At 46.3% G+C, this 23,969-nt stretch carries 26 protein-coding genes; 8 read left to right on the plus strand and 18 right to left on the minus strand.

Annotated elements, in window-relative coordinates:
* Positions 1 to 6 precede the first annotated feature (6 nt).
* Together C2759_RS07700 and C2759_RS07705 are read left to right on the plus strand one after the other, a co-directional pair.
* Positions 7 to 504, plus strand: a complete 498-nt coding sequence (locus C2759_RS07700; RefSeq protein ID WP_215354336.1) for a dihydrofolate reductase — start codon at positions 7 to 9, stop codon at positions 502 to 504.
* Positions 505 to 560: 56 nt separating this feature from the next.
* Positions 561 to 2,261, plus strand: coding sequence for an amidohydrolase (locus C2759_RS07705; RefSeq protein WP_215354338.1), 1,701 nt, complete (start codon positions 561 to 563; stop codon positions 2,259 to 2,261).
* Between the two features lie 84 nt (positions 2,262 to 2,345).
* Here C2759_RS07705 and C2759_RS07710 read toward each other — a convergent pair whose 3' ends face one another.
* Positions 2,346 to 3,428, minus strand: a complete 1,083-nt coding sequence (locus C2759_RS07710) for a TRAP transporter substrate-binding protein (RefSeq protein WP_215354340.1) — start codon at positions 3,426 to 3,428, stop codon at positions 2,346 to 2,348.
* A 66-nt stretch (positions 3,429 to 3,494) separates the two neighbouring features.
* Positions 3,495 to 4,841 carry a metalloprotease PmbA gene (gene pmbA / locus C2759_RS07715; RefSeq protein WP_215354342.1) on the minus strand — a complete coding sequence of 449 codons (1,347 nt, stop codon included), beginning with the start codon at positions 4,839 to 4,841 and terminating at the stop codon, positions 3,495 to 3,497.
* 26 nt (positions 4,842 to 4,867) lie between these two features.
* Between pmbA and mog the strand changes: the two genes are divergently transcribed.
* Complete coding sequence (mog, locus tag C2759_RS07720; protein WP_215354344.1) at positions 4,868 to 5,491, plus strand: molybdopterin adenylyltransferase; 624 nt, start codon at positions 4,868 to 4,870, stop codon at positions 5,489 to 5,491.
* 76 nt (positions 5,492 to 5,567) lie between these two features.
* On the opposite strand, the gene orn is transcribed toward mog, so the two are convergent.
* Positions 5,568 to 6,155, minus strand: coding sequence for an oligoribonuclease (orn, locus tag C2759_RS07725; protein ID WP_215354346.1), 588 nt, complete (start codon positions 6,153 to 6,155; stop codon positions 5,568 to 5,570).
* A 15-nt stretch (positions 6,156 to 6,170) separates the two neighbouring features.
* On the opposite strand from orn, the gene C2759_RS07730 reads away from it, so the two are divergent.
* Together C2759_RS07730 and rsgA are read left to right on the plus strand one after the other, a co-directional pair.
* Positions 6,171 to 7,421, plus strand: a complete 1,251-nt coding sequence (locus tag C2759_RS07730) for a M48 family metallopeptidase (protein ID WP_215354348.1) — start codon at positions 6,171 to 6,173, stop codon at positions 7,419 to 7,421.
* Between the two features lie 22 nt (positions 7,422 to 7,443).
* Positions 7,444 to 8,457: a ribosome small subunit-dependent GTPase A gene (gene rsgA, locus C2759_RS07735; RefSeq protein ID WP_215354349.1), complete on the plus strand. Its 1,014-nt coding sequence runs from the start codon at positions 7,444 to 7,446 to the stop codon at positions 8,455 to 8,457.
* Here the strand turns inward: rsgA and C2759_RS07740 are convergent.
* From C2759_RS07740 to rpsP, 6 genes are all read right to left on the minus strand, one after another.
* Complete coding sequence (locus tag C2759_RS07740) at positions 8,402 to 9,361, minus strand: CobD/CbiB family protein (protein ID WP_215354351.1); 960 nt, start codon at positions 9,359 to 9,361, stop codon at positions 8,402 to 8,404. The genes rsgA and C2759_RS07740 overlap by 56 nt on opposite strands.
* On the minus strand, positions 9,358 to 10,095 hold the full coding sequence (locus tag C2759_RS07745; protein ID WP_215354352.1) for a CoA pyrophosphatase: 738 nt from the start codon (positions 10,093 to 10,095) through the stop codon (positions 9,358 to 9,360). Before C2759_RS07745 ends, C2759_RS07740 begins: the two co-directional genes overlap by 4 nt.
* Positions 10,096 to 10,161: 66 nt before the next feature.
* On the minus strand, positions 10,162 to 10,560 hold the full coding sequence (rplS, locus tag C2759_RS07750; protein ID WP_046330591.1) for a 50S ribosomal protein L19: 399 nt from the start codon (positions 10,558 to 10,560) through the stop codon (positions 10,162 to 10,164).
* Between the two features lie 126 nt (positions 10,561 to 10,686).
* Positions 10,687 to 11,433, minus strand: coding sequence for a tRNA (guanosine(37)-N1)-methyltransferase TrmD (gene trmD, locus C2759_RS07755; protein WP_215354354.1), 747 nt, complete (start codon positions 11,431 to 11,433; stop codon positions 10,687 to 10,689).
* Positions 11,434 to 11,457: 24 nt separating this feature from the next.
* Positions 11,458 to 12,021 (minus strand): ribosome maturation factor RimM, encoded by a 564-nt coding sequence (gene rimM / locus C2759_RS07760; protein ID WP_215354356.1) that lies wholly within the window; start codon positions 12,019 to 12,021, stop codon positions 11,458 to 11,460.
* A gap of 93 nt (positions 12,022 to 12,114) precedes the next feature.
* Positions 12,115 to 12,360 (minus strand): 30S ribosomal protein S16, encoded by a 246-nt coding sequence (rpsP, locus tag C2759_RS07765; RefSeq protein ID WP_011902362.1) that lies wholly within the window; start codon positions 12,358 to 12,360, stop codon positions 12,115 to 12,117.
* A 252-nt stretch (positions 12,361 to 12,612) separates the two neighbouring features.
* Between rpsP and C2759_RS07770 the strand changes: the two genes are divergently transcribed.
* Both C2759_RS07770 and C2759_RS07775 read left to right on the plus strand, forming a co-directional pair.
* Entirely contained in the window at positions 12,613 to 13,137 is a 525-nt protein-coding gene (locus C2759_RS07770; RefSeq protein WP_251366944.1) for an META domain-containing protein, read from the plus strand.
* Positions 13,138 to 13,179: 42 nt separating this feature from the next.
* Entirely contained in the window at positions 13,180 to 13,626 is a 447-nt protein-coding gene (locus tag C2759_RS07775) for a hypothetical protein (protein ID WP_215354358.1), read from the plus strand.
* Positions 13,627 to 13,682: 56 nt separating this feature from the next.
* Here C2759_RS07775 and C2759_RS07780 read toward each other — a convergent pair whose 3' ends face one another.
* From C2759_RS07780 to C2759_RS07800, 5 genes are read right to left on the minus strand one after another with little or no spacing between them, the layout of a single operon-like run.
* Positions 13,683 to 15,470 carry an acyl-CoA dehydrogenase gene (locus tag C2759_RS07780; protein WP_215354360.1) on the minus strand — a complete coding sequence of 596 codons (1,788 nt, stop codon included), beginning with the start codon at positions 15,468 to 15,470 and terminating at the stop codon, positions 13,683 to 13,685.
* A 53-nt stretch (positions 15,471 to 15,523) separates the two neighbouring features.
* On the minus strand, positions 15,524 to 16,459 hold the full coding sequence (locus tag C2759_RS07785) for an electron transfer flavoprotein subunit alpha/FixB family protein (protein ID WP_215354362.1): 936 nt from the start codon (positions 16,457 to 16,459) through the stop codon (positions 15,524 to 15,526).
* Positions 16,460 to 17,209: an electron transfer flavoprotein subunit beta/FixA family protein gene (locus C2759_RS07790; RefSeq protein ID WP_215354364.1), complete on the minus strand. Its 750-nt coding sequence runs from the start codon at positions 17,207 to 17,209 to the stop codon at positions 16,460 to 16,462. It abuts the gene before it with no gap.
* 57 nt (positions 17,210 to 17,266) lie between these two features.
* Positions 17,267 to 18,919, minus strand: coding sequence for an acyl-CoA synthetase (locus C2759_RS07795; RefSeq protein ID WP_215354366.1), 1,653 nt, complete (start codon positions 18,917 to 18,919; stop codon positions 17,267 to 17,269).
* A 55-nt stretch (positions 18,920 to 18,974) separates the two neighbouring features.
* Positions 18,975 to 19,895, minus strand: coding sequence for a histone deacetylase family protein (locus C2759_RS07800; RefSeq protein ID WP_215354368.1), 921 nt, complete (start codon positions 19,893 to 19,895; stop codon positions 18,975 to 18,977).
* A gap of 84 nt (positions 19,896 to 19,979) precedes the next feature.
* Between C2759_RS07800 and C2759_RS07805 the strand changes: the two genes are divergently transcribed.
* Positions 19,980 to 21,236 (plus strand): lytic transglycosylase domain-containing protein, encoded by a 1,257-nt coding sequence (locus C2759_RS07805; RefSeq protein ID WP_215354370.1) that lies wholly within the window; start codon positions 19,980 to 19,982, stop codon positions 21,234 to 21,236.
* Between the two features lie 18 nt (positions 21,237 to 21,254).
* Here the strand turns inward: C2759_RS07805 and cysM are convergent, their stop codons facing one another.
* From cysM to C2759_RS07825, 4 genes are all read right to left on the minus strand, one after another.
* Positions 21,255 to 22,166 (minus strand): cysteine synthase CysM, encoded by a 912-nt coding sequence (gene cysM / locus C2759_RS07810; protein WP_215354372.1) that lies wholly within the window; start codon positions 22,164 to 22,166, stop codon positions 21,255 to 21,257.
* Positions 22,167 to 22,207: 41 nt separating this feature from the next.
* Positions 22,208 to 22,603, minus strand: coding sequence for a helix-hairpin-helix domain-containing protein (locus C2759_RS07815; RefSeq protein WP_215354373.1), 396 nt, complete (start codon positions 22,601 to 22,603; stop codon positions 22,208 to 22,210).
* Between the two features lie 123 nt (positions 22,604 to 22,726).
* Positions 22,727 to 23,518, minus strand: coding sequence for a hypothetical protein (locus C2759_RS07820; protein WP_215354376.1), 792 nt, complete (start codon positions 23,516 to 23,518; stop codon positions 22,727 to 22,729).
* Positions 23,515 to 23,913, minus strand: a complete 399-nt coding sequence (locus C2759_RS07825) for a hypothetical protein (RefSeq protein ID WP_215354380.1) — start codon at positions 23,911 to 23,913, stop codon at positions 23,515 to 23,517. The genes C2759_RS07820 and C2759_RS07825 overlap by 4 nt, the downstream gene beginning before the upstream one ends.
* Positions 23,914 to 23,969: the final 56 nt, after the last annotated feature.

Below are 23,969 nucleotides of genomic sequence, written 5' to 3' on the forward strand. Positions count from 1 at the left end.
ATCCTCATGACCGTAGCTAAAAACCCTGCCATCTCCATGATTGTTGCCCGCTCACGTAATTACGTGATTGGCAAAGATAATCAAATGCCTTGGAAGATTTCTGCTGATCTGCAGTTCTTCAAAAAGGTAACGATGGGTCACCCCGTCATCATGGGTCGCAAGACTTGGGAGTCCATTGGTCGCCCTCTTCCGGGACGTCGCAATATTGTGGTGAGTCGCAATGCTGATCTCAAGTTGGCTGGTGCGGAAGTGGTCAACTCCCTTGATGAAGCACTCTCAACCTTGAATGAATTCCCCCGGGTCTTTGTAATTGGTGGAGAGCAGCTCTTTACTCAAGCCTTCTCCAAAGCAGATCGCCTTTTCATTACTGAAATTGATATCGATGTGGACGGTGGGGATACTTTCTTTGAGGTACCCAATCAATCCGAATGGAAAGAAGTGGAACGCACTCCAGCCTCTGAGGGTGAAATTACATTTAATTTTATTACGCTTGAGCGCAAATAAAGATACTGCCTCTCCACCATTAAGCTTTATAAAGATTTTTTAAAAAGGAAGTACCTATGAAATTTTCATCAAAGTTAGTTTCCGCCCTATTGATGGCCCAATGCGCTTTTGTTTTTGCGAAAGGCGATGCGGACGCTATTTTTTATGGTGGTGACATAGTCACCATGAATAAATCACAAGCCACTGCAGAGGCTGTCGCAGTAAAGGATGGAAAAATCATTCAGGTTGGCTCTCTGACTAAGCTCAAGACTTTACAAGGGCAAGGTACGAAGCTGATTAACTTGAATGGTCAGACTTTAATGCCTGGTTTAGTTGAGCCACATGTACATATTATGGGAACGGCATTTTCAGAGGAGATTTTTCTCAATCTCTCCAATTTCACGATGCCCCATGACACCTTAGATAGCTTGGTAGCAAAGCTAACTGCCTATAGTAAAAACTTTAAAGATGGCGAATGGATTAATGCCTTTGGCGTTGACCCATCTAGAACAGAGCCATTTATGTCTGAGTTAACTGCAGACATCTTGGACAAGGTATCGACAACTAAGCCCATCTTTGTGATGAATCAAAGTATGCATATTGCTTACGTGAATCATAAGGCGCTAGAAATGGCAGGGTTAACTGATTCCAGCCCAGATCCCAAGGGCGGTAGGTTACTTAAAGATAGCAAGGGGCGCTTAACTGGTGTAGTTTATGAAGCGCCTGCTTTTTATCTGTTCCTTGATAAGATGCCGCCACCAACTCAAGAGATGGTTGAACAAGCTGTTGCTAAAGTTGGCCAAACACTAGTTAGTAAGGGCGTCACCACTTCAGCAGAAATCACAGTCGGCGGCTATCTTGGCGTTGATAAAGAATATGCCCTGTTCAATGCAATGACCCATAGCGGCAAGCTGCCAGTGCGAGTCAGGGGTTATATGTATTCAAATGCATACCCAACTACGAATAAGAGCTATAAACCAGGGCAAGGTGACGACACCTTTAAATTAATCGGCGTCAAAATTGTGGCAGATGGCTCCAACCAAGGTTTGACAGGTGCCATGAGTAGGCCGTATGACTACCCAGCTGGCACAAGCAATACAGGTACCCTCAACTTCACTGAGCAAGAACTGTACGATCTTGCAAAACCTAGATTTGATGAAGGCTGGCAAATCTCTGTTCACTCAAATGGCGATAGGTCAATTGAGCAGACGTTGAATGTTTTTGCGAAGTTAGTTACAAAACCAGCCGATGCTAAAACCAGATTAAGGATTGAGCACTTTACCGTCCCAACTGAAGCGCAGATTGATAAAGCAGCAAAGCTTGGGGTTGTTCCCGGCTTTACCATTGGGCATACCGACTATTGGGGTGAGGCATTTCATGACCACCTCTTGGGAGCCGAAAGAGCAGATCGAATTGACCCCAGTGCCAGCTTGATTAAAAGGGGTATGCGTTTTGCATACCATAGCGACTCCCCAGTCTCACCGATTCATCCACTCAAGTACGCCTCCGAAGGTGCTGCTCGCTTATGGCAAGTCTCACCCCAAAAGGTACTAAATCCTAGTCAGAAGATTTCCATCAACAATGCCCTAAAAGCCGTCACGATTGATGCCGCTTATCAGCTGAAAATGGATGACAAGATTGGATCGATTCAAGAGGGAAAATACGCTGACTTTGCTATCGTTAATCAGAATCCAATGAAAGTAGATGCCTACAAAATACGAGATATTGAAGTCAATGAAACCTGGGTTAATGGAAAACAGGTGTTTAAGAAGCAGTGAAGATTTTTACATCTCTCCTGATAAGAAAAGCCACCTTGGGGTGGCTTTCTTTATTTGGGGAATCCCGCTCCCAGAGCCCAGAATTTACAGCTTCTTAGCAAAACTGTATTGGGAGAACGCTTGCTCGGCAACATTGAACCACTGAGCTTCCATGTTTCTAAACACACGATAGTCTTCGAAGATTTTTTTGAATTGGGGATTCTTGGCGGACTCTTCTGCATAGGTTTCTTGGCTTGCCTTAAAACAGGCATCCATTACAGTGGTATTGAACTTACGCAATACAGCACCGCCTTGGACTAAGCGCTGTAGTGCTGGTGGATTTAAGGCATCGTACTTAGCGCACATATCCACATGTGCTTCAAAGCACGCCGCTTCCCATGCCGCTTGGTATGAGGGTGGCAGTGAATCCCACTGCTTCTTATTCACTAAGAATGAAAGTCCAGCCGCGCCCTCCCAAAATGCAGGGTAGTAATAGTTTTTAGCCACCTTAGCCAAACCTAACTTCTCATCATCATAGGGTCCAACAAATTCAGCGGCATCAATCGTACCTTTTTCTAGTGCTGAGTAAATTTCACCAGCAGGCAACTGTTGTGGCACCACACCTAACTTCGCAAGCACTTGTCCCGCAAAACCAGCGATACGGAATTTGAGTCCCTTGAGATCTTCTGGAGTTTTAATTTCCTTACGAAACCAACCGCCCATCTGGGTACCAGTTTGTCCACCCAAGAAATTAACAATGTTGTAGCTGGCGTAGAGCTCACGCATCAGCTTCATGCCATTGCCATGCAACATCCAAGCAGTTTGCTGGCGTGCTGTCATACCAAAAGGTGCTGCCGTATCGAAAATAAATGCGCTGTTCTTGCCTAGGTAGTAATAGCTAGCGGTATGGCCACACTCTACTGTACCGTTTTGAACAGCATCTAATACCTGTAGCGCTGGAACTACTTCACCAGCAGCAAATACTTTGACATTGAACTTACCATCTGTTGCTTTGCGCAAAGCGCTAGCAAATACTTCCGGGGTACCAAATAAAGTATCTAAAGATTTAGGAAAGCTAGATACCAAACGCCAATTGAGCGTTGGCAAACTCTGTGCCATCGATGGCGCCGCCAGTGCTGCTGCGCCTGCGCCGATAGTGGCTTTCTTTAAAAAGGAACGTCTTTGCATTGTCTTCTCCTCCAAAATAGTTTTTTCTTATTAATGTTCTCTATATTTTTATGATGTTGATTTACTTTACTTACCACCAATAGTCATTGACCCAATTAGGATGGAACCTGTTTCTTTGGTACCCCGAATCAGCGTGTCACTACCGATCATCTGAATATCCATCAACATATCTCGCAGGTTACTAGCAATCGTAATACCCTCAACCGGATATTGAATCTCGCCATTTTCTACCCAGTAACCAAAGGCACCACGAGAGTAATCACCAGTAACGTAGTTCACGCCCTGCCCCATAAGCTCGGTAACTAGTAGACCCGTACCCATCGCCTCTAACAGCGCTGGTAGTCCTCCCTTTGGCGTCTTGCGACTCTGCAATGTCAGATGATGTGAACCTCCCGCATTACCTGTGGTCTTCATTCCGAGTTTTCTGGCGGAATAAGTGGATAAGAAATAACCTTGCAAAATCCCTTTATCAACCACGGTTCTCGCCGAAGTCTTCACACCTTCTTCATCAAAAGGGACGCTTCCTGTCATTGCCTTGAGGTGAGGGTTTTCAAAAAGGCTGACATGCTTTGGTAATACTTGTTTACCTAAACTATCCAATAGAAAACTAGAACGACGATATAGAGCGCCGCCAGACACCGCTTGCACTAATCCGCCCAATAGGCCAGCAGCCAAGGGGGCTTCGAAAATGACTGGGCAACGGCGAGTACTGAGCGATCTTGCCTTCAGACGTGAAAGTGCACGCTCTGCTGCGTATTTACCAATGGCAGCCGGATCGGCCAACTCCCCCGGAATACGCGAGCTGGAATACCAATCATCACGCTGCATCAGTGACTTTTTACCGCCCTCATTTGCGATAGGTGCACAAGAAATATAGTGGCGTGAGAATGGGTAGCCACCCATAAACCCATGACTAGTTCCCATCATAAAGTGCGCATGATGCGCAGATACCGAAGCACCGTCGCTATTTTGAATTTGCTTACTGACAGCAAAGGCAGCGCCTTCTGCAGTACGCGCAATATCGATTGCTGTTGCTGAATCTAAATCCCACGGATGAAATAAATCTAGATCCAGTGGATGTTTTTCGAGCAGCTCTTTTTCAGCGGGACCAGCGCACAGATCTTCGGCTGTATGTTGGGCAATATGGTACGCAGCCTCGACGGTCGCCTTTAAAGAATCCCTGGAGAAATCACTAGTACTGGCATTGCCTCGACGATGGCCTAAAAAAACTGTTACGCCAACCTGCTTGTCTAAGCTTTGCTCAATCGTCTCGACCTCGCCTTTGCGAACGGTAACCGAGAGACCTTGGCCTTCAGAAACCTCGGCAACAGCATCCGAAGCGCCCCGTCTCTTGGCTTCTGTGAGCATGAAATCGATGATTTCTTGAAACTGATTTGATGAGTGTGTAAACATGCCCTAATAATAGCTAGAATAGAAACATGAAGCATACCGAAGCTTGGAAAAGATCCTCCCCTAACGAAATCAAAATTGGCTTAATTTCGATCTCCGATAGAGCGAGCAAGGGCATTTATACCGATGAGGGCATCCCTGCCCTCCAATTGTGGCTACAAACGGCCATCAGTACCCCCTGCGTCTTTCATGAACGCCTCATTGCGGATGAGCGGGAGGTGATTACCGAAACGATCGTGGAGCTTACCGATGATCTTGGTTGCGATTTAGTCCTCACTACAGGCGGTACAGGACCTTCTCGCAGAGATGTCACCCCTGAGGCCACAATTGATGCTGGAACCCGGGAAATGCCCGGATTTGGCGAGCAAATGCGCCAAATTAGCCTGCGCTTTGTACCGACTGCTATTTTGTCTCGTCAAACTGCCGTTCTTCGAGAAATTGAGGGGCACACTGCCCTAGTCATCAACCTGCCAGGTCAACCCAAATCCATCAAAGAAACCCTTGAAGGTTTAAAGGATGCCGAGGGTAAATCAGTTGCTCCGGGTATCTTTGCTGCAGTCCCCTACTGCATCGACCTGATCGGTGGCCCTTATATCGAGACCGATGAGACCATCGTGAAAGCTTTTAGGCCCAAGAGAGCAATCAAGAAATAAGTTGCCAATCATTTTGGGGAAAGCAAAAGGGTCTATCACTAGACCCTTCTTTCATCACTCATTATTGAATGCAAAATTACTCTGGCAAAGGCACGATAAACTTTTCCCGATAGTACTTAAGCTCTTCAATTGACTCCTCAATATCAGCCAAGGCGGTATGCGCCTGCTTTTTAGTGAAACCCTTCACCAATTCAGGATGCCAACGCTTGCAGAGCTCTTTGAGTGTTGAAACGTCAATATTTCGATAATGAAAGAAGGCCTCTAGTTTTGGCATGTACTTCGCCATAAAGCGTCTATCCTGACCAATCGTATTGCCACACATTGGCGCAATACCGGGCTTAATATATTTTTTCAAAAAGGCAATGCATTCAGCTTCAGCAGTAGCCTCATCCGTAGTTGATGCCTTGACCTTGTCAATTAGGCCAGAGCGGCCGTGAGTGCCCTTATTCCAGGCATCCATCGCATCCAATAAGGCATCCTCCTGGCGGATCACCCAAACAGGAGCAGTGGCAATGGTATTGAGATGCGCATCGGTCACGATCACAGCAATTTCCAAAATGCGCTCTTTTTCAGGATCTAGACCAGACATCTCCATATCCACCCAAATTAAGTGCTCATTGGCTGGCCCAGCCTTTAGCGGTGGTGTACTTGTTTTTTCACTCATATCTATAATCATCTCATGACATTCACAATTGTTTTTCTAATCGCCTTCATCGCCAGCTTTGGTTTACGCCACTGGTTATCCCAACGCCAAATTCGGCACGTCGCTATCAACCGCGATATGGTGCCTACTGAGTTTGCATCTCAGATCTCTTTGACCGAACATCAAAAGGCTGCCGACTATACGATTGCCAAATTGCGCCTAGGTATTTTGGAGAATGGCGTCAGTGCAATTATCTTGATCGGCTTCACGCTCTTAGGTGGATTGCAGATTTTAAATCTATCACTTCTGCAGCTATTAGGCGAAGGCATTGCTCAGCAAATGGCCCTGCTAATATCCATTGTCTTGATCTCCGGAATCCTGGATCTGCCCTTCTCTTGGTACAAACAGTTTTACTTAGAAGAGCGCTTTGGTTTTAATCGCATGAACGGCAAACTCTTTTTTAGCGATATGTTCAAGGGCTTGGGTGTTGGTGGCGCAATTGGCGTTCCACTTCTCTGGGTCATCCTCAGTCTGATGGCTCAAGCAGGTGACTTTTGGTGGCTGTGGGCATGGGGTGTACTCACTGTATTTAGTCTATTAATGCAGTGGATATTTCCGACCTTCATTGCTCCGATCTTTAATAAGTTTCAAGCGCTAGAAGAGGGGCCGCTAAAGACGCAAATCGAAGCCTTATTAAGCCGCTGTGATTTTGCCAGCCAAGGTCTGTTCGTCATGGATGGTAGCAAGCGCAGTGCGCACGGTAATGCATTTTTTGCGGGCATGGGCAAAGCGAAGCGTATTGTCTTTTTTGATACCTTGATTGAGAAGCTCAATCCCGGCGAAGTAGAGGCCGTTCTGGCTCATGAGCTTGGTCACTACAAGTGCAACCATATCCGCAAGCGTTTGCTAGTTTCCTTTGCTATCAGCTTTTTGACATTTGCACTCTTGGGATGGATTAGCACCCAGCCGTGGTTCTATGCCGATCTGGGTGTGATGCCCAACCTCAATGGCTATAACGGTGGCTTGGCTTTAGCACTCTTCATGCTCGTTGCACCAGTGTTTAGCTTCTTCCTGACGCCGCTGTCTAGCTTGGCATCACGTAAACATGAATATGAGGCAGATGGTTTTGCTGCAGATAAATCTTCTGCGAGTGATTTAATTTCTGCCTTAGTGAAGCTCTATCAAGATAATGCGTCAACCCTAACGCCAGATCCGATCTATACCGCTTTTTATAGTTCGCATCCACCAGCTCCATTACGCATTGCCAATCTCAAGCGCTTTAACTAAGCAGTTTGGAATTGTTTAGTTAATGGAACAATTTCATGCGCTACTGACTGCCTCTTATGGAAGGCATTATTTAGCGCAGCGTTTAGTGAAAGATGAGTACGGAAATGAATCTCCTACCGGTGAATTAATTCAAGTCAGCACTCCAGCAAAGCAGCATATTGGCGCCGTGGGTGATCGCATGTTGTTGGAAATGACATCGGTTGATCAAGCCCGAATTATTCGTATCGAACCACGAGAAAATTTACTCTACCGATCTGATGCTTTTAAAAGCAAACTCATTGCTTCCAATGTCGATCAAATATTGGTCGCACTAGCTACGCAACCAGCCTTCTCTCCCGATCTTTTGGGAAGAGCCGTTGTTGCCGCAGAGACCAATCAAATTGATTTGCATATCTTGCTGAACAAATGCGATCTCAAGGATAACTTGGAGCATGCTCGCAAGATTATTGCGCCTTATGCTCGTATGGGCTATCCCGTTACTGAGGTATCAGCCAAATTTGATCAAGCCTCTATCGAAGCATTGCGCCCTGCCATTTGTGGCAAAGTATCTGTGTTCGTGGGCCAATCTGGCATGGGCAAATCTAGCCTACTCAATGCCTGGGTTCCTAATGCAGCAGCGATTACTCAAGAGTATTCAGTTCGCCTAGACACTGGTAAACACACTACAACCGCTTGCCGCTACTTTGAGCTACCAGAGGCTTGGGGGCGTGATGCTAAAGGCAAATTGGGTGCTTTAATCGATTCCCCAGGCTTTCAGGAATTTGGCTTGGCGCACATGTCGGTTAGCGAGCTAGAGCATGCTTTTAGGGAGTTTCATGAGCTACTAGGCAAGTGTCGCTTTCACAACTGTGCGCACCAATCAGAGCCAGATTGTGCAATACGAGAAGCTGTCGACAAAAATGAAATAGCGCCAGAAAGATTGGCGCTATTTAGGCAGTTGCGTTCAGACTCAAAAACTGCCGATACGCAGATTCAGGGGATCAGCCAAGCCAAAGAGCGATGGTCAGCATTAGCAATAAAGCCATCCAAGCGATAACTAAACGCCACACTAAGCCTACGGCAGAACGCATGGTGCGCTCATTTGGCTCCAGACCCACTTCGTAAAAAACAGGCTCTCCAGCTTCAGCCATACGCAAAGCTTCATCGCTATCAGGCTCGCTCATAGGCTCGCCTAAGCGAACACCTAAGGCACCACTTCCGGATGCCAAGATCACAGCTGACAGAGAGTCAGACCATTTGCCAGTTAGGTGACGCCATGCATAGACAGCGCCTTCAAAGTTACCCACAATCGCAAAGCCCATTGCAGTGATGCGTGCAGGTACCCAATCTAATACGTAAAAGAAATGGCGCGCTGACTCACTCAAATTAAAGTCGCCTTTTTGTGACCAGCGCTGAGCAGCAGTATCCGCCAAGCGATACAACACTACGCCTGCAGGACCCATCGGCATTAAGAACCAGAACAGCACACCAAATACATGATGGTGCGAACCAATGATGGCACGCTCTAATGCAAGTGAAATCACTTCAGTTTCAGTGAGATTGGAAGCATCTAATTCAGGGCCATACCACTGCGCCAGTGCTAAACGAGCTGCAGGCAAATCATGGTTTGCAATGGCCTCATGAACTAGCGTGAAAGAGTGGCTAAATTGGCGAAAGCCAAAAAATAGATAGGCAATCAACACATTCCATAGGAATCCCAGAATTGGGAAGGTCACCATGAAGACTACATACAGCACGAAGACTAGGAATGTGGGCAGAATGAACGCCACCAAACAGGCCATGCGCGCACCTACAGGACTTGCACCTTGTTCAGTCTTGCCGCCGAATTCTCCAGCAACCCAATCAAGCCAGCGAGCGCTCATGCGCGCGATCCAATGATTTGACGTTACTGGGCGATATTGCTCAGCAATGAGTGCGAAGAGAATAGAAAAGAAAGTCATACTTTTAATAAATGATAAAGGTTACGCAACATTCCAGCAGTAGCACCCCAGATAAAACGATTTTCATAAGGCATTGAATAAAACCGACGACTACCCTGATCACTCTCCCAGACCCGCACTTGATGATTTGCAGGATCCATTAAAAAATGTAAAGGCACTTCAAAAACATCCGCCACTTCAAATACGTCTAATGCATATTCTGCCTGAGGTTTTACCAAGCCCACAACCGGCGTCACACTATATCCTGAAACCGTTAAATATTGAGGTAAATGACCAATGATCTCCACCCCCTGAGGATTCAAGCCGATTTCCTCTTCACTTTCTCGCAAAGCGGTGTGATTGGGATCGAAATCACTCGGATCCATCCGTCCACCTGGGAAGCTGATCTGACCGGCATGGTCATGTAGATGGTCGGTTCTTTGGGTGAGCAAGACAAACAGTCCATCACTCTTCAGGAGCAAGGGTATTAAGACAGCTGCTCGAGTCACTTTTCCAGCGGCCTGCCGCTTGGAAATAATATCCGCAGCGATGACGTGCCGATTCTCATCAGTAATCTCTGGCCGCCAAACAGGAGGATTCAGAAAGCGTTGCTTTAGGCTGGATGGGTCCAAATGATGAGCAGTCACTTTGGGCTGATCCGAACAAACCTCATGAATTGGAATCGCCTGCGCATCAAAATTCAATGGCGTAGCAATACTCAGTTTTGGCTCTTGGGGTTTGAAATTCTTTGGCATCTGCTTTTATTTTAGGGCAATAAAAAAGGCAGCCTAGGCCGCCTTCTTTTTGGATTAAAGCAAACCTTATTCCGCTGCTGTCTCAGCAACTGCCTTGACTTTGCGAGCAGGAAGCTTCTCTTTAATACGTGCAGACTTACCTGAACGATCACGCAAGTAGTACAACTTCGCGCGACGCACATCACCACGACGTTTCACTTCAATGCTAGCGATCAAGGGTGAGTAAGTTTGGAATGTACGCTCTACACCTTCGCCAGATGAAATCTTGCGAACGATAAAGCTAGAATTCAGTCCGCGATTGCGCTTAGCAATCACAACGCCTTCAAAGGCCTGGGTACGCTTACGTGTACCCTCAACTACGTTTACGCCAACAACTACTGTATCGCCAGGAGCGAAAGCAGGAAGTACTTTGTTAGCACTTAGGCGAGCAATTTCTTCTTGCTCAATTTTTTCGATCAAATTCATTATTAATCCTTAAACATCTTGTCAGCGTTTAATCCCGAGATTTTCATCAACGGACCAGACAGAGGATGCAGTTAAAACCATTTCACTAAATCAAAACACAAACACTTCATTCAAAACCATAATTACTTACAGCGTTCGAAGAAATTGCTCATCTTCTTTACTTAGCAACCCATTAGCTCTTGCCGATTTAATTAAATCAGGTCTGAGCCTTAGCGTCAGCTCTAGAGACTTTTGCCGACGCCAGTCCGCTATTTTAGCGTGATGTCCGCCTAAAAGCACGTCCGGAACGGATAAATTTTCATATATTTCAGGGCGGGTGTAGTGCGGATAGTCCAAAAGACCATTCATGAAGCTATCCTGAATGGCAGAATCCCCATCGCCTAAGGCGCCTGGAATGAGGCGAATAACTGCATCCATCATGGTCATGGCAGGCAATTCACCACCAGAAACCACGAAATCACCCATCGAAAGCTGTAAATCAACGTTTCGATCAATAAAACGCTGGTCAACAGCCTCATAACGACCGCAAATGAAGGTTAAATTACCGTAATTGAGGATATCTTTCGCTATCCTCTGAGAAAAGACCTCTCCTTGAGGGGCAAGGAGGCAAATTGGACCAGAAGCAACATTTTGAGACTGATGAGCCTCTTTAATAGCAAATAAAGTATCTTCCAAAGGTTTTGCCATCATGACCATGCCAGGGCCACCACCATATGCTCGATCATCCACAGTCTTACGGGGATCGGAGCAGTAATCCCGAGGATTCCAAAGATTGATATTGGCCAGACCTTGTTCGTAGGCACGTCCAGTAATACCCCACTGCGTTAAAGCAGAGAACATTTCAGGAAATAAGGTGACTACATCAAAGCGCATATTAGAGATTAATGACTTTTCTGATTACCAGTCGGGCTGCCAGTCTAGGGTAATCAGCCTATTAGGCAAGTCAACATTTTGCACTGCTTCTTTTACAAAAGGTACTAACTGTTTTACTGTTTTGGTTTGTGCATCGCCAAGAGAAATGATTCCATGAGCGCCGTTATCGTTAACTTCAATCACCTCACCCAGACCCTCTCCCTGCAGATTGATTGCCTTACAACCGATCAGGTCAACCCAGTAGTAACTATCACTATCCGTCTTGGGAAACACCTCACGCGCAACTAAGATGCGAGCACCTTTTAAGGCTTCGGCCTGATCGCGATCAGAAATACCATCCAAGGCAATTACTACCGTACCGCTATGCATCTTGGCCTGCTTCACCTTGAAAAGCTTTAATGAAGCCTGCTCATGAGAAACGGCAACACCAGCACTCCGACGAGGAATGAGAGATAACCAAAGTTCTTTGCTAGATAAGAGAGCTACCGGATCGGGAGAATGAGGGCGAACCTTAATCTGACCCTGTAAGCCTTGAGCGTCTTGAACTGCACCGAGCTCAATCAAATCATTTAGGGAAGGTGTATTCATATTGAAATCACCTCCACTCCCCAAATAACACTACTAGTAAATTCTGCTACCAAAGACTTTATCGAGAAGAGAAGGTCTTTGGATTTAAAGGCTTTAAACCGCAGGATTGTTTTTGATTAAACGAACTACAGTTGGAGAAATCTGCGCGCCAACACCAGTCCAATAGGTCAAACGATCTTGAGCAATACGCATTGCTTGCTCTGTCGCTGCTGCCTGTGGATTGAAGTAACCAATACGCTCGATAAAGTTCGAGTCGCGACGATTGCGCTTGTCTGTAGCCACGATGCTATAAAAAGGGCGCTTCTTTGAACCGCCGCGTGCCAGTCGAATGACGACCATACTTATTCCTTAAAATCTAAAATGAAAACAGGTTGATTACAACCCAATGAAATTACTACAAAATCTTGGGCTCCAACTAAAGCGCAAATTAACAAAACAAATGCACGGTATAGCGGAAAACCTCATATTCTAGACGAAAACCCCTACTTGATCCACCTATTTAAGTGAACGCCTCTTTGGCTTCAACAGTAGAATGGTACCCAGTGAAATATAAAATTATTATTAAAAACAATAGCTTACAGAAATTTTGTCATGAGAATAGCCACTTTTAGACCATTCAAAGGCCCTATAGAGCGCTTTTTTCTCATTCTTTCTTGCTGTGGTTTGGGTTTTTTGACGGCCTGCGCCAATGTGATTCCACCCTGCTCCGCCAAAACCAGCCCTCCGAGCAGTGAGTTTCGCAATACCAAATGGGAGCTTGTTCGATGGAATCTCGCACCGAACAGCAAAGGGGAGGTGCGTGCCCGACAAATTCCCCAAGGTGACAATAGCAACCCTATCCAAATCATTTTTGATGCCAATGGTGAGCGTGTGAGCGGATCAACTGGGTGCAATCGCTTTACTGCACGCATCACCGAAGATGCCAAAGGCTTTACGCTAGATCAAATCGCCAGTACAAAAATGGCCTGCGCACCCCAACGCATGGAATTAGAAAATGACTTCCTCTATGAATTAAATGATTACCGCACGATTGTGCGCAACGGCGATCAACTACTCATGATTGGCGCGGATCGAGAAGTCTTAAGTTTTATGCAAAAAAGCAATTCATCAAAATAAAAAATGGCTCACTATTGCATTAGCCCATCACTGAAAGTCTGAATGAAAAAATATAAACTCCTATTCTGCTCACTCGGATTATTTTTTCCCGGAACTGGCTTGAACTGTTTTTATTTACAAGGATTGAAATCCTTTTGGGGTTTGGCACAATTATTTTCTTTTATCGGCGGAATCGCTGGTTGGTTGATTCTCAAAGATACGCACTTTCATTCTGCACCGGGTTGGGTACTCATCACCTTCGGCTTCATTACCCTTGAAGCTAGTTGGTTAACCACCATCACTTATGGCTTACGCGCAGATGAAAAGTGGGATGCCCAATTTAATCCAGGCCTAGACCCTAGCAGAGCTACTCAGTCTGGTTGGCCAGTTGTACTGACGGTGATTTTTTCTTTGGTCCTTGGTGCCGGTGTAATGATGACCTTCTTAGCGATTGCATTCGAACAATTTTTCATCTCCCAACTTCAGGAAGCAAGAAAGCTATCCCAGTAATGCGGATAGCTTTTTCGGTAGATAACTTGTGATAGACAGCGTCAGTTATTTAAATCTTAAAACTGCTCCGCTGTCAGTGCATTAGTGGATTGACCGCTCTCTAAGATCGAAGTTGCCAGAGCTTGAGATTGTGGCAATAGATTTTCCGCAAAGAAGCGTGCCGTAGCAATCTTGGCGTCATAGAAATTTGGGTCTCCTGCACGCAACTCTTGTGCAGCCAGTAAAGCACGTGCCATTTGCCACGCGCCCAATACTAGGCCACATAAACGCAAGTAAGCAAAACTCCCCGCATACACTGCCTTGATGTCTGTTTTAGCATTCGCCACAATGTAAGCCACGGAAGCTTCAAACGCTTCTCGCGCTGGAGTTAACTGCTTCAATACCGCCTTTGCATCTGCGCTGCCGCTACTTGCTAAATCTTTTTCAGTTTGCTGGATTCTGCCTGAGAACAGCTTCGCAGTTGCGCCACCATCACGCACCGTCTTTCTACCAATCAAATCATTCGCCTGTATTGCCGTAGTGCCCTCATAGATCGTCAGAATGCGAGCATCCCGATAGTGTTGCGCTGCGCCCGTCTCCTCAATAAAGCCCATACCACCGTGCACTTGAACACCCAAACTCGCAACGTCGATCGACATCTCAGTTGAAAAGCCTTTGACAATCGGTACCAAGAATTCATATACGGCTTGATTCTGCTTACGCGCTGCTTCATCAGGCGAGGCATGCTGTGCATCGTAAGCAGCTGCCGCGTAATACGCTAGGGCTCTAGAGGCTTCAATGTAGCCGCGCATAGTCATCAACATCCGCTTCACATCAGGCTGATGAATAATGGTTACAGGGCCTGGAGAGCCCTCTAGATCACGACTCTGAACGCGGTCTTTGGCATATTGAACTGCTTTTTGATATGCACGCTCTGCAACTGCAATACCCTGCATACCCACCGCAAAGCGAGCTGCATTCATCATGACGAACATGTATTCCAGGCCACGATTTTCTTCGCCAACCAAGTAAGCGGTAGCGCCACCATGATCGCCAAACTGTAAGACTGCAGTTGGGCTGGCCTTAATGCCCAGCTTGTGCTCAATCGAGACGCAGTGCACATCATTACGCTCACCTAGCGAACCATCGGCGTTTACCAAAAACTTCGGTACTACAAATAAGGAAATGCCCTTCACACCTTCTGGCGCATCTGGTGTTCTAGCTAGTACAAGATGGACGATATTTTTCGCCATGTCGTGCTCACCATAGGTGATATAAATCTTGGTACCAAAAATTTTGTATGTGCCATCCGCTTCAGGAACTGCGCGAGAACGCACCATGGATAGGTCTGAGCCTGCTTGGGGCTCAGTAAGGCACATGGATCCAGTCCAGTCCCCGGAGATCATTTTAGGCACATAGCGCTCTTGTAACTCTGGACTCGCTGCAGTCAATAAAGCCTCAATCGCACCATCCGTCAGCATCGGGCATAAAGCAAAAGACAGGCTTGCCGAGTGGACCATCTCAAAACATGCCGTAGCAATCAGTTTTGGCAAACCTTGACCACCAAACTCTACGGGGTGCACAACACCTTGCCAGCCTGCTGCAGCAAATTGCTCAAAAGCTTCTTTAAAGCCAGGAGAAGTAGTGACGACACCAGCCTTTAGTGAGCTAGGTTTTTGGTCGCTCGGCCAATTGAGAGGTGCTACAACATCTTGATTAAATTTGGCAGACTCTTCCAAAATCACAGGGGCTAAATCTACATCAGCGCCAGCCTCAGCATAAGAAGGATAAGAAACAACTTCAGATAGCCCCGCTAATTCGTTCATCACAAATAGCATGTCTTTTACTGGGGCTACATACGGCATAGATGTTCCTATAGATCGGAGGTAAAGAAAGTTAAAGAGGTCTCTTAAATGCCTTAACCAAGTAAGTTAGTTAATTCTGGAACAGCAGTATTCAAATCGGCAACTAAACCATAATCAGCAACACTAAAGATTGGTGCCTCAGGATCTTTATTAATCGCGACGATCACCTTAGAGTCCTTCATGCCCGCTAAATGCTGGATAGCACCAGAGATGCCAACGGCAACATACAGTTGCGGGGCAACAATCTTGCCGGTCTGACCTACCTGGTAATCATTTGGAACATAACCTGCATCTACTGCAGCTCGTGATGCACCAAGCGCAGCACCGAGCTTGTCAGCTAAAGGCACAACAATCTCTTGATACTTTTCACCAGAACCCAAACCACGACCACCAGAAACAATAATCTTGGCAGCAGTGAGCTCAGGGCGATCAGATTTAGTCAGCTCACGACCCACAAAAGAAGATTGAACTTTACTGTCGGCTAACGCTGCTTTTTCAATGGCGGCAGAACCACCAGTGGCAGCGACCGGATCAAAGCCGGTTGTACGAACGGTAATCACTTTTACTGGATCAGCTGATTGCACAGTAGCAATCGCATTACCCGCATAGATAGGACGCTCAAAGGTATCCGGTGAGACAACCTTAGTGACATCAGATAATTGCGCTACATCTAGTTTGGCAGCAACGCGTGGCAAGACGTTCTTACCGTTGGCAGTTGCTGGTGCCAGGATGTGGCTGTAAGTACTTGCAATTGATAAAATTTGCGCACCCAAAGGCTCAGCTAATTGATCTACCAATGCAGGTGCGTCAATTTGAATCACCTTACGTACACCAGTAATTTTCGCTGCAGCGGCAGCAGCAGCATCCGTCTGATTACCAGCAACCAAAACATCTACCTCAGATGAGCAGTGCAGTGCAGCTGCTACGGCATTGAGCGTTGCAGCCTTTAAGGATTGATTATCGTGTTCAGCAATAACGAGTGCGGCCATTTAAATTACCTTCGCTTCATTTTTAAGTTTATCTACTAAAGCCGCTACATCAGCCACCATTACGCCGGCAGAGCGCTTTGGTGGCTCTTCTACTTTGAGGGTTTTGAGGCGTGGGGCAATATCAACACCTAACTCTTCCGGCTTCATGATTTCCAAGGTCTTCTTTTTGGCTTTCATGATGTTTGGCAAAGTCACATAGCGCGGCTCATTCAAACGCAAGTCAGTAGTGATGACTGCGGGCAAGGTAATCGCAATGGTTTCCAAGCCGCCATCCACCTCACGAGTCACGTTCGCTTTACCATCGGCAACTACCACTTTGGAAGCAAAAGTTGCTTGCGGAATATCCATTAAGCTGGCTAGCATCTGCCCCGTCTGATTACTATCGTCATCAATTGCCTGCTTACCCAAGATGATGATTTGAGCCTGCTCTTTCTCAGAGAGCGCTTTGAGAATTTTTGCCACAGCTAAGGGCTGTAATTCAGCATCGGTCTCTACCAAGATCGCGCGATCTGCGCCAATAGCTAAGGCAGTACGCAAAGTTTCTTGACACTGAGTGGAGCCAGCAGAAACCACAACTATCTCAGTAGCCACACCAGCCTCTTTTAATCGAACCGCCTCTTCTACTGCGATCTCATCAAAAGGATTCATACTCATTTTGACGTTTGCCAGATCGACACCGGAGTTATCTGATTTCACCCGAATTTTGACGTTGTAATCAACAACACGCTTTACTGCCACTAAGATTTTCATGCTTGATCTCTATTTTTGAGTAACTTCTCTATTTTATCCGCCCGGCCTGAGCTGGTGTTAGACATCAATGGCTGAAGCCGAGCCAGCCTGCTTGCGAAGTTCAAACTTCTGAATCTTGCCAGTAGAGGTCTTGGGCAACTCGCAGAACACGATGGCTTTTGGTACCTTAAAACCAGCTAAATGCTGCTTGCAATGGGCAATGATGTCAGCTGGCGTAACCTCCATTCCCGGCTTAATTTCTAGGAAGGCACAAGGAGTTTCCCCCCACTTGGGGTCTGGCTTCGCAACTACTGCAGCAGCCATGACAGCTGGGTGGCGATAAAGGACATCTTCAACCTCCACAGAGGAAATATTTTCGCCGCCAGAGATGATGATGTCTTTACTACGGTCCTTCATCTTCACATAGCCATCGGGGTTCATCACTGCTAAGTCACCAGAATGAAACCAGCCACCCTCAAAAGCCTCTTTACTTGCCTTCTCATTTTTAAGATACCCCTTCATGGCGATATTGCCCTTGAACATAATCTCGCCCATCGTCTCGCCATCGGCAGGGACTGGCATAAGAGTTTCAGGATCAAGAACAGCTATCGCCTGCTGCAGGTGGTAGCGGACACCTTGGCGAGCATTGAGGCGGGCCCTCTCACCAATATCAAGATCATTCCATTCATCTTGTTTGACGCATACCGCTGCTGGTCCGTAGGTCTCCGTTAACCCATAGACATGGGTTAAATCAAACCCCAGCTTTTCCATCCCTTCAATGATGGATGCAGGAGGTGCAGCGCCTGCGATTAAGCCTTTTACACCTACAGGTACCCCTTGCTTTAATTCGTCAGGGGCGTTAACTAATAGGTTGTGCACAATTGGAGCGGCGCAGTAATGGGTTACGCCATGATCTTTAATGGCGGCAAAAATATGCTGTGCATCCACGCGACGTAGACAAACATTAATACCAGCACGTGCTGCGACCGTCCACGGAAAGCACCAGCCATTGCAATGGAACATCGGGAGCGTCCAGAGATAGGTGGGGTGCTTGCTGATATCCCAATCCAAAATATTCGAGATGGCATTGATCGCTGCGCCGCGATGGTGATACACCACTCCCTTTGGATTGCCTGTAGTGCCTGAGGTGTAATTTAAACAAATGGCTTGCCACTCATCCGCAGGCACTTGCCAGTCGAATTGAGGATCGCCTTCAGACAGGAATTTTTCATAAGTGAGTTTGCCGAGCTTTTCACCAGGAACATCAAACTCTGTTTCCTCGACATCAATCACTAAAAACTCACGACCACTTTCTTTCCTGGCTATCTCAAGAGCTTTTTTCATCACCCCCGAAAACTCAGGATCTACGATGACGACTTTTGCTTCGCCATGATTGAGCATAAAAGCGATTGACTCAGGATCAAGGCGTGTATTTAAGGCATTTAATACTGCCCCAGACATCGGAATTCCAAAATGCGCCTCAACCATTGGTGGCGTATTGGGCAACATGACAGCTACCGTATCACCCAAGCCAATGCCCTGCTTTTGCAAGGCGCTAGCTAAGCGACGGCAACGATCATAAGTTTGAGCCCAAGTTTGACGAAGCTTGCCATGAATCACCGCCAAACGATCTGGGTAGACTTGAGCCGAACGCTCCAGAAACAATAACGGGGTAATTGGAGTGAAGTTTGCAGGATTACGCTCTAAGCCCTGCTCAAAAATATTAGCCATGCGCTCCTTAAATATTAATCTTCTTTGTTTCTAAATTTCTAGAATCTGACTTCAATTAAATATCAGCAAGTGCTTTGACGTGCGCCACCACGCTACGACCCAAAGCAGAAAGGTTATAACCACCCTCCAGACAGCTGACGATACGACCCTGAGCGTATTGGTTAGCAACGCCTTTCAACTGCTTAGTAATCCAAGCATAGTCATCTTCCACTAAACCCATCTGACCCAAGTCATCTTCACGATGAGCATCAAAACCCGCAGAAATGATGATCAGCTCAGGCTCAAAATCCCGTAGGCGTGGTAGCCATTGCTCCTCCACTATTGAGCGCACTACATCACCACGCGTAGATGCTGGAAGCGGTACATTCACCATATTACTTGCTCTATCTAAGCCGCTATATGGATAAAACGGATGCTGGAAGAAACTACACATGAGCACATTGGGATCATTAAAAAATGCCGCTTCGGTCCCATTACCATGATGAACATCAAAATCAATGATAGCCACCCGCTCGATACCGTATGCCTCCATCGCATATCGCGCTGCTACAGCAACGTTATCAAAAACACAAAATCCCATTGAGCGAGTTGGCTCTGCGTGATGCCCAGGGGGGCGAATCGCACAAAACACATTTTCAACTTCACCCTTCATGACCGCATCAACACCTGCAATGGCAGCACCAGCTGCACGTAGCGCAGCGCTCCAAGTATGGGGGTTCATGATGGTGTCACCATCGAGCATAAAGTAACCGCTCGCTGGTGAGCGCTCTTTAACAAAGGCAATATGATCTGGGCTATGAACTAACTCTAGTTGCTCTTCAGTTGCTAAGGGGGCATCTAGGTGCTGCAGAAAGCGATCGATGCCACTACGAATTAACTGATCATTGATTGCCTGAATCCGCTCCGGGCACTCAGGATGATGGCTACCCATCTCATGTTTTAGAAAATCTGGATGAGTTATGTATCCTGTTGTCATTACTAGAAATCCTCAATAGCAAAACTGTAGTTTTTTATAATCTAATTAAACCCACCAACTTTTCAAAAACCCATCCTCATATCTATGAATTTTCGCGTCTCTTATCTTGCCTCAACACTACTAGTAGCGCTGCTACTTGGCGCCTGTTCTAGTACCCGTGTTCAGCAAGTTAGCCCTACAGAGACTATCGTAAACCAGTCTGAAGATGTTGCGACAGAAGTCCGTTTTAGCCAAAGCCTCAACCAGCTCTTGACTCAAATTGCTCAAACCCAGGGAATCCCTCAATCAAGCCTTGAATCAGGCTTCTCAGATGCTAAAACGATTCCCTCTATTCGCAAATTGGTGTTACCCCCATCGGGCAGCTTTAAAAAGAATTGGGTGGCCTATCGCAAGCGCTTTATTGAGCCAGTTCGTCTGAAGGCTGGCAAGGCTTTTTGGGAGCAAAACCAAGCATTCCTCAGTAAAGTTGAACAAGAGTCTGGTGTCCCAGCTGAAGTCATTGTGTCCATTATTGGCATTGAAACCATTTATGGTCGTCAAACTGGAAATTTTCGAGTAAAGGATGTACTTTCTACGTTAGCCTTCAGCTATCCAGATACCCCCAATAAAGCAAGTAGAGAACAGTTCTTTAAAGATCAGCTTCAAGAACTCATACTCATGTGCTGGACCGAGGGTGGCGGCAGCATACCAGCAAACAATAGCAATCAAGGTTTGAGCCCGTCTCGCTTTAATAACTGTCTCAATCAAAATAGTTCCTATGCAGGAGCTATTGGCTTACCGCAATTTATGCCTGGCAGCATCCGTAACTTTGCTGTAGATGGTGATGGAGACGGTAGGATTGACCTTAAGCAAAACCCCAAAGATGCCATTGCCAGCGTTGCCAACTTTATGAGAAAGCATGGCTGGCAACCAGGGATGCCGATTTACTTCCCCGTAAAGGAAGCAGCGATCAGCGAAGCAATAGCACTAGCTGATGGTGAGCCTCAGCTCAAATACACTATTGAAGAACTCATTACCAAAGGAATTCTAAGTAAAGAGCAAGGTGATCTACAGCTGGGTGGCGTTGAGCCGCAAAGTAAAGCGCTCATTGTTGACCTTCCCTACCCCGATCAAGATGGTAATGATCAAGTGCGTTATGTAGTTGGCTTGAATAACTTTCTGACCATTGTGCAATACAACCGCAGTTACTTTTATGCACAAAGTGTTGCAGAATTTGCAGAGGCCCTAGGGTACAAGAATCAAAGCGTAGTGCCGGTCAGCAAGCCTAAAACAAAGACAAATGAATCCACTAAAGCCAAATCCAAGAAGACTACCAATAAGAAAAAGCAGAAGCAGACTTAATGCTGAAGCTTGAATGCCTTACGCCGGAAAGACACCAGTAGATAGATAGCGATCACCACGGTCGCAAACGATAAAGACAATCGTAGCGTTTTCTACTTGGCGAGCAATTCGCAAGGCAACTACTAAAGCTCCACCAGCCGAGATGCCACAGAAGATACCCTCTTCAGCCGCAAGTCGGCGAGCCATTTCTTCTGCATCTGCTTGGCTCACATACTCAATACGATCAACCTTATCACCCTGATAAATCTTAGGCAGATATTCTGGAGCCCATTTACGAATACCTGGAATCTGCGACCCTTCCTCTGGTTGCGCGCCAATAATCTGAATATTGGGGTTCATGGTTTTTAAATAAGTGGAAACTCCGGTAATGGTTCCAGTAGTACCCATTGATGAGACAAAGTGCGTCACTTGACCATCGGTATCGCGCCAGATTTCTGGGCCAGTGGTCTCGATATGAGCACGCGGGTTATCCGGATTTGCGAATTGATCCAATAATCTGCCACGACCTTCCTTCTGCAGCTGTGATGCATAGTCACGCGCAAATTCCATGCCACCAGAAGCTGCTGTCAGAATGAGTTCTGCTCCATAGGCAGCCATACTTTGACGACGTTCAATACTTTGATTTTCAGGCATCACCAAAACCATCTTGTAGCCCAACATTGCGGCAGTCATTGCCAAAGCAATACCAGTATTCCCGCTAGTAGCTTCAATCAGGGTGTCGCCAGGTTTAATTTCTCCACGCTCTTGTGCGCGCAGAATCATCGACAGCGCAGGTCGGTCTTTTACCGACCCCGCTGGATTATTGCCCTCTAACTTTCCTAAGATCAGATTATTTTTGGAATCATTTTCAGCGCCGGGGATACGTTGCAAACGAACCAGGGGCGTATTACCCACGGTCTGTGAAATAGTTAAGTAAGAAGGTGTGTTCATGAAACCATTTTAGCCATAAGCTAGGCTAGACGTAAAACGGTTTAATTTCGGCGACTTGGTTCCGAACGATCCGAATGATTGCGCGTACCACTTTGACCGCGTGAGCCACGTCTGCCAGTCTTCGAGCCCTCTTTATTGGTGCGGCCATGCGGTTCACGAAAAGAACTCGGCGCCTCAATAGTTAAGCCGTTATCTACCATCTTTTCCACAGATTTCATACCAATTCCACGAACCCGTTTTTGCAGGTCATTGGCATCCTGAAAGTGTCCACCATCTAAGCGCTCGGAAATAATTGTCTTCGCTTTAGAGGGGCCAATCCCTTTAATGCTCTCGAGCTCAGATTGAGTAGCAGTATTGACATTGATTGGTGACGCGGCAGCCAAACTTGAGGCAGCTATAAATACTGAAAATACTAAAGACTTTAATAATTGATTCATCTAATCTCCATCGGTTAATAAAAAATCCACTCACACAAAGTGCGAGTGGATCAATTACAACGAATGAAAATTACGAATGTTGACGAAATTATGCAGACGACATCTAAATCAGGAGAAACCTACTCAGCCAATAATACCTTTTAAACCGGTGTAAATAGATACCGCAGTAGTTCCAAGTGCCACAATAGTACCGCCGTATTCTTGTAACTTCTTCATGAGGCCATGAAGGCTTGTTGGTGAGATTCGCCCCTCCCCCAAGCCCGTAACAACCGCCTTAAGAAAGGGGTTGATCGCTGCTTTTCGTAAATGCCTTTGTTTAGTCGCATAGGCTACCCCACCGAGGAGCATCCCAGTTAGGAAGCTAAAGGCGATACTTGCGGAATACTCTAGAACTTCCCGCCATTCAAATGTATTTTGAGGCCAAATTGGAGACCCGTCCACTAAGGAAGTCATCCAGCTCATGCCAATAACAGAAGCAATAGCTAAAAAAACTACCCCCATAAACCAAGGAAATAATTTGCGAGTGGTACTTTTAAATAGGAAGTACCCGAAAGGTAAAGGCAGGATCATAGAGATCAGCCTTAGGTACAGTGGCTTAGTATCGTAAACGATCGAGATCAATCCATGTGCAGCCAATAAGAGCGCAAGAGGAATGCCGATGTATAGAATAATATCCAGCATAGATAAAGCAAGGCCTCTTGGCTCAACCTGCTTTTGAACTTGTTCATCTAACAATAATTGCAATTGTGCGATGCGATGCTCATAGGCATCTTGATTTGGAATCTCTTCAAGGCGCTTTTCGAGCTCTGCTACCTTGGCCATCATGGGCTTGAATAAATAGAGATCCCGCGTACAGATCTTGCAGACTGATGCCTCTTCAGCAACTTCAGAGAGACAGTATGGGCAATTCATCATTTAACGACTAAAGTGAAAATAGTATTTGTTTCTCGACCATCAGTATCTTTTGCTGTCACGCGGATTGTGTGAGAGCCTGAAGGTACATCCGCCTTTGAAAAATCAATACCAGATGCGCTAATAGAATTTTTTAATCTTGGTGTTAAATCCACAAAAGGGGATTTCATATAAACAACCTTGATTGAAGATGGATCAATCTTCCCTTCTCCGCGAGCTTCAAAGTTAACCTTGAAGTCAAGTGGGGAGCTGACTGGAGTGTCAGCTTCCGGGGAGACTAGCTTCACAGATGGGCCCCGTGAAATCCCACGGGTAGCTAATGCTCCAGATGCCGCTGGCAAAGCAGCTTCTTTGGCGCTAATTAAAGGTGCCGCACGGACCCATAAAGTTGCGGTCATGAGACTAGTTAAAAGTAAGATTTGAGTAAGCTTCATCATCATTCCAAAATAAGAAA

It is taken from the genome of Polynucleobacter sp. MG-Unter2-18 (assembly GCF_018687675.1).
GTDB lineage: Bacteria > Pseudomonadota > Gammaproteobacteria > Burkholderiales > Burkholderiaceae > Polynucleobacter.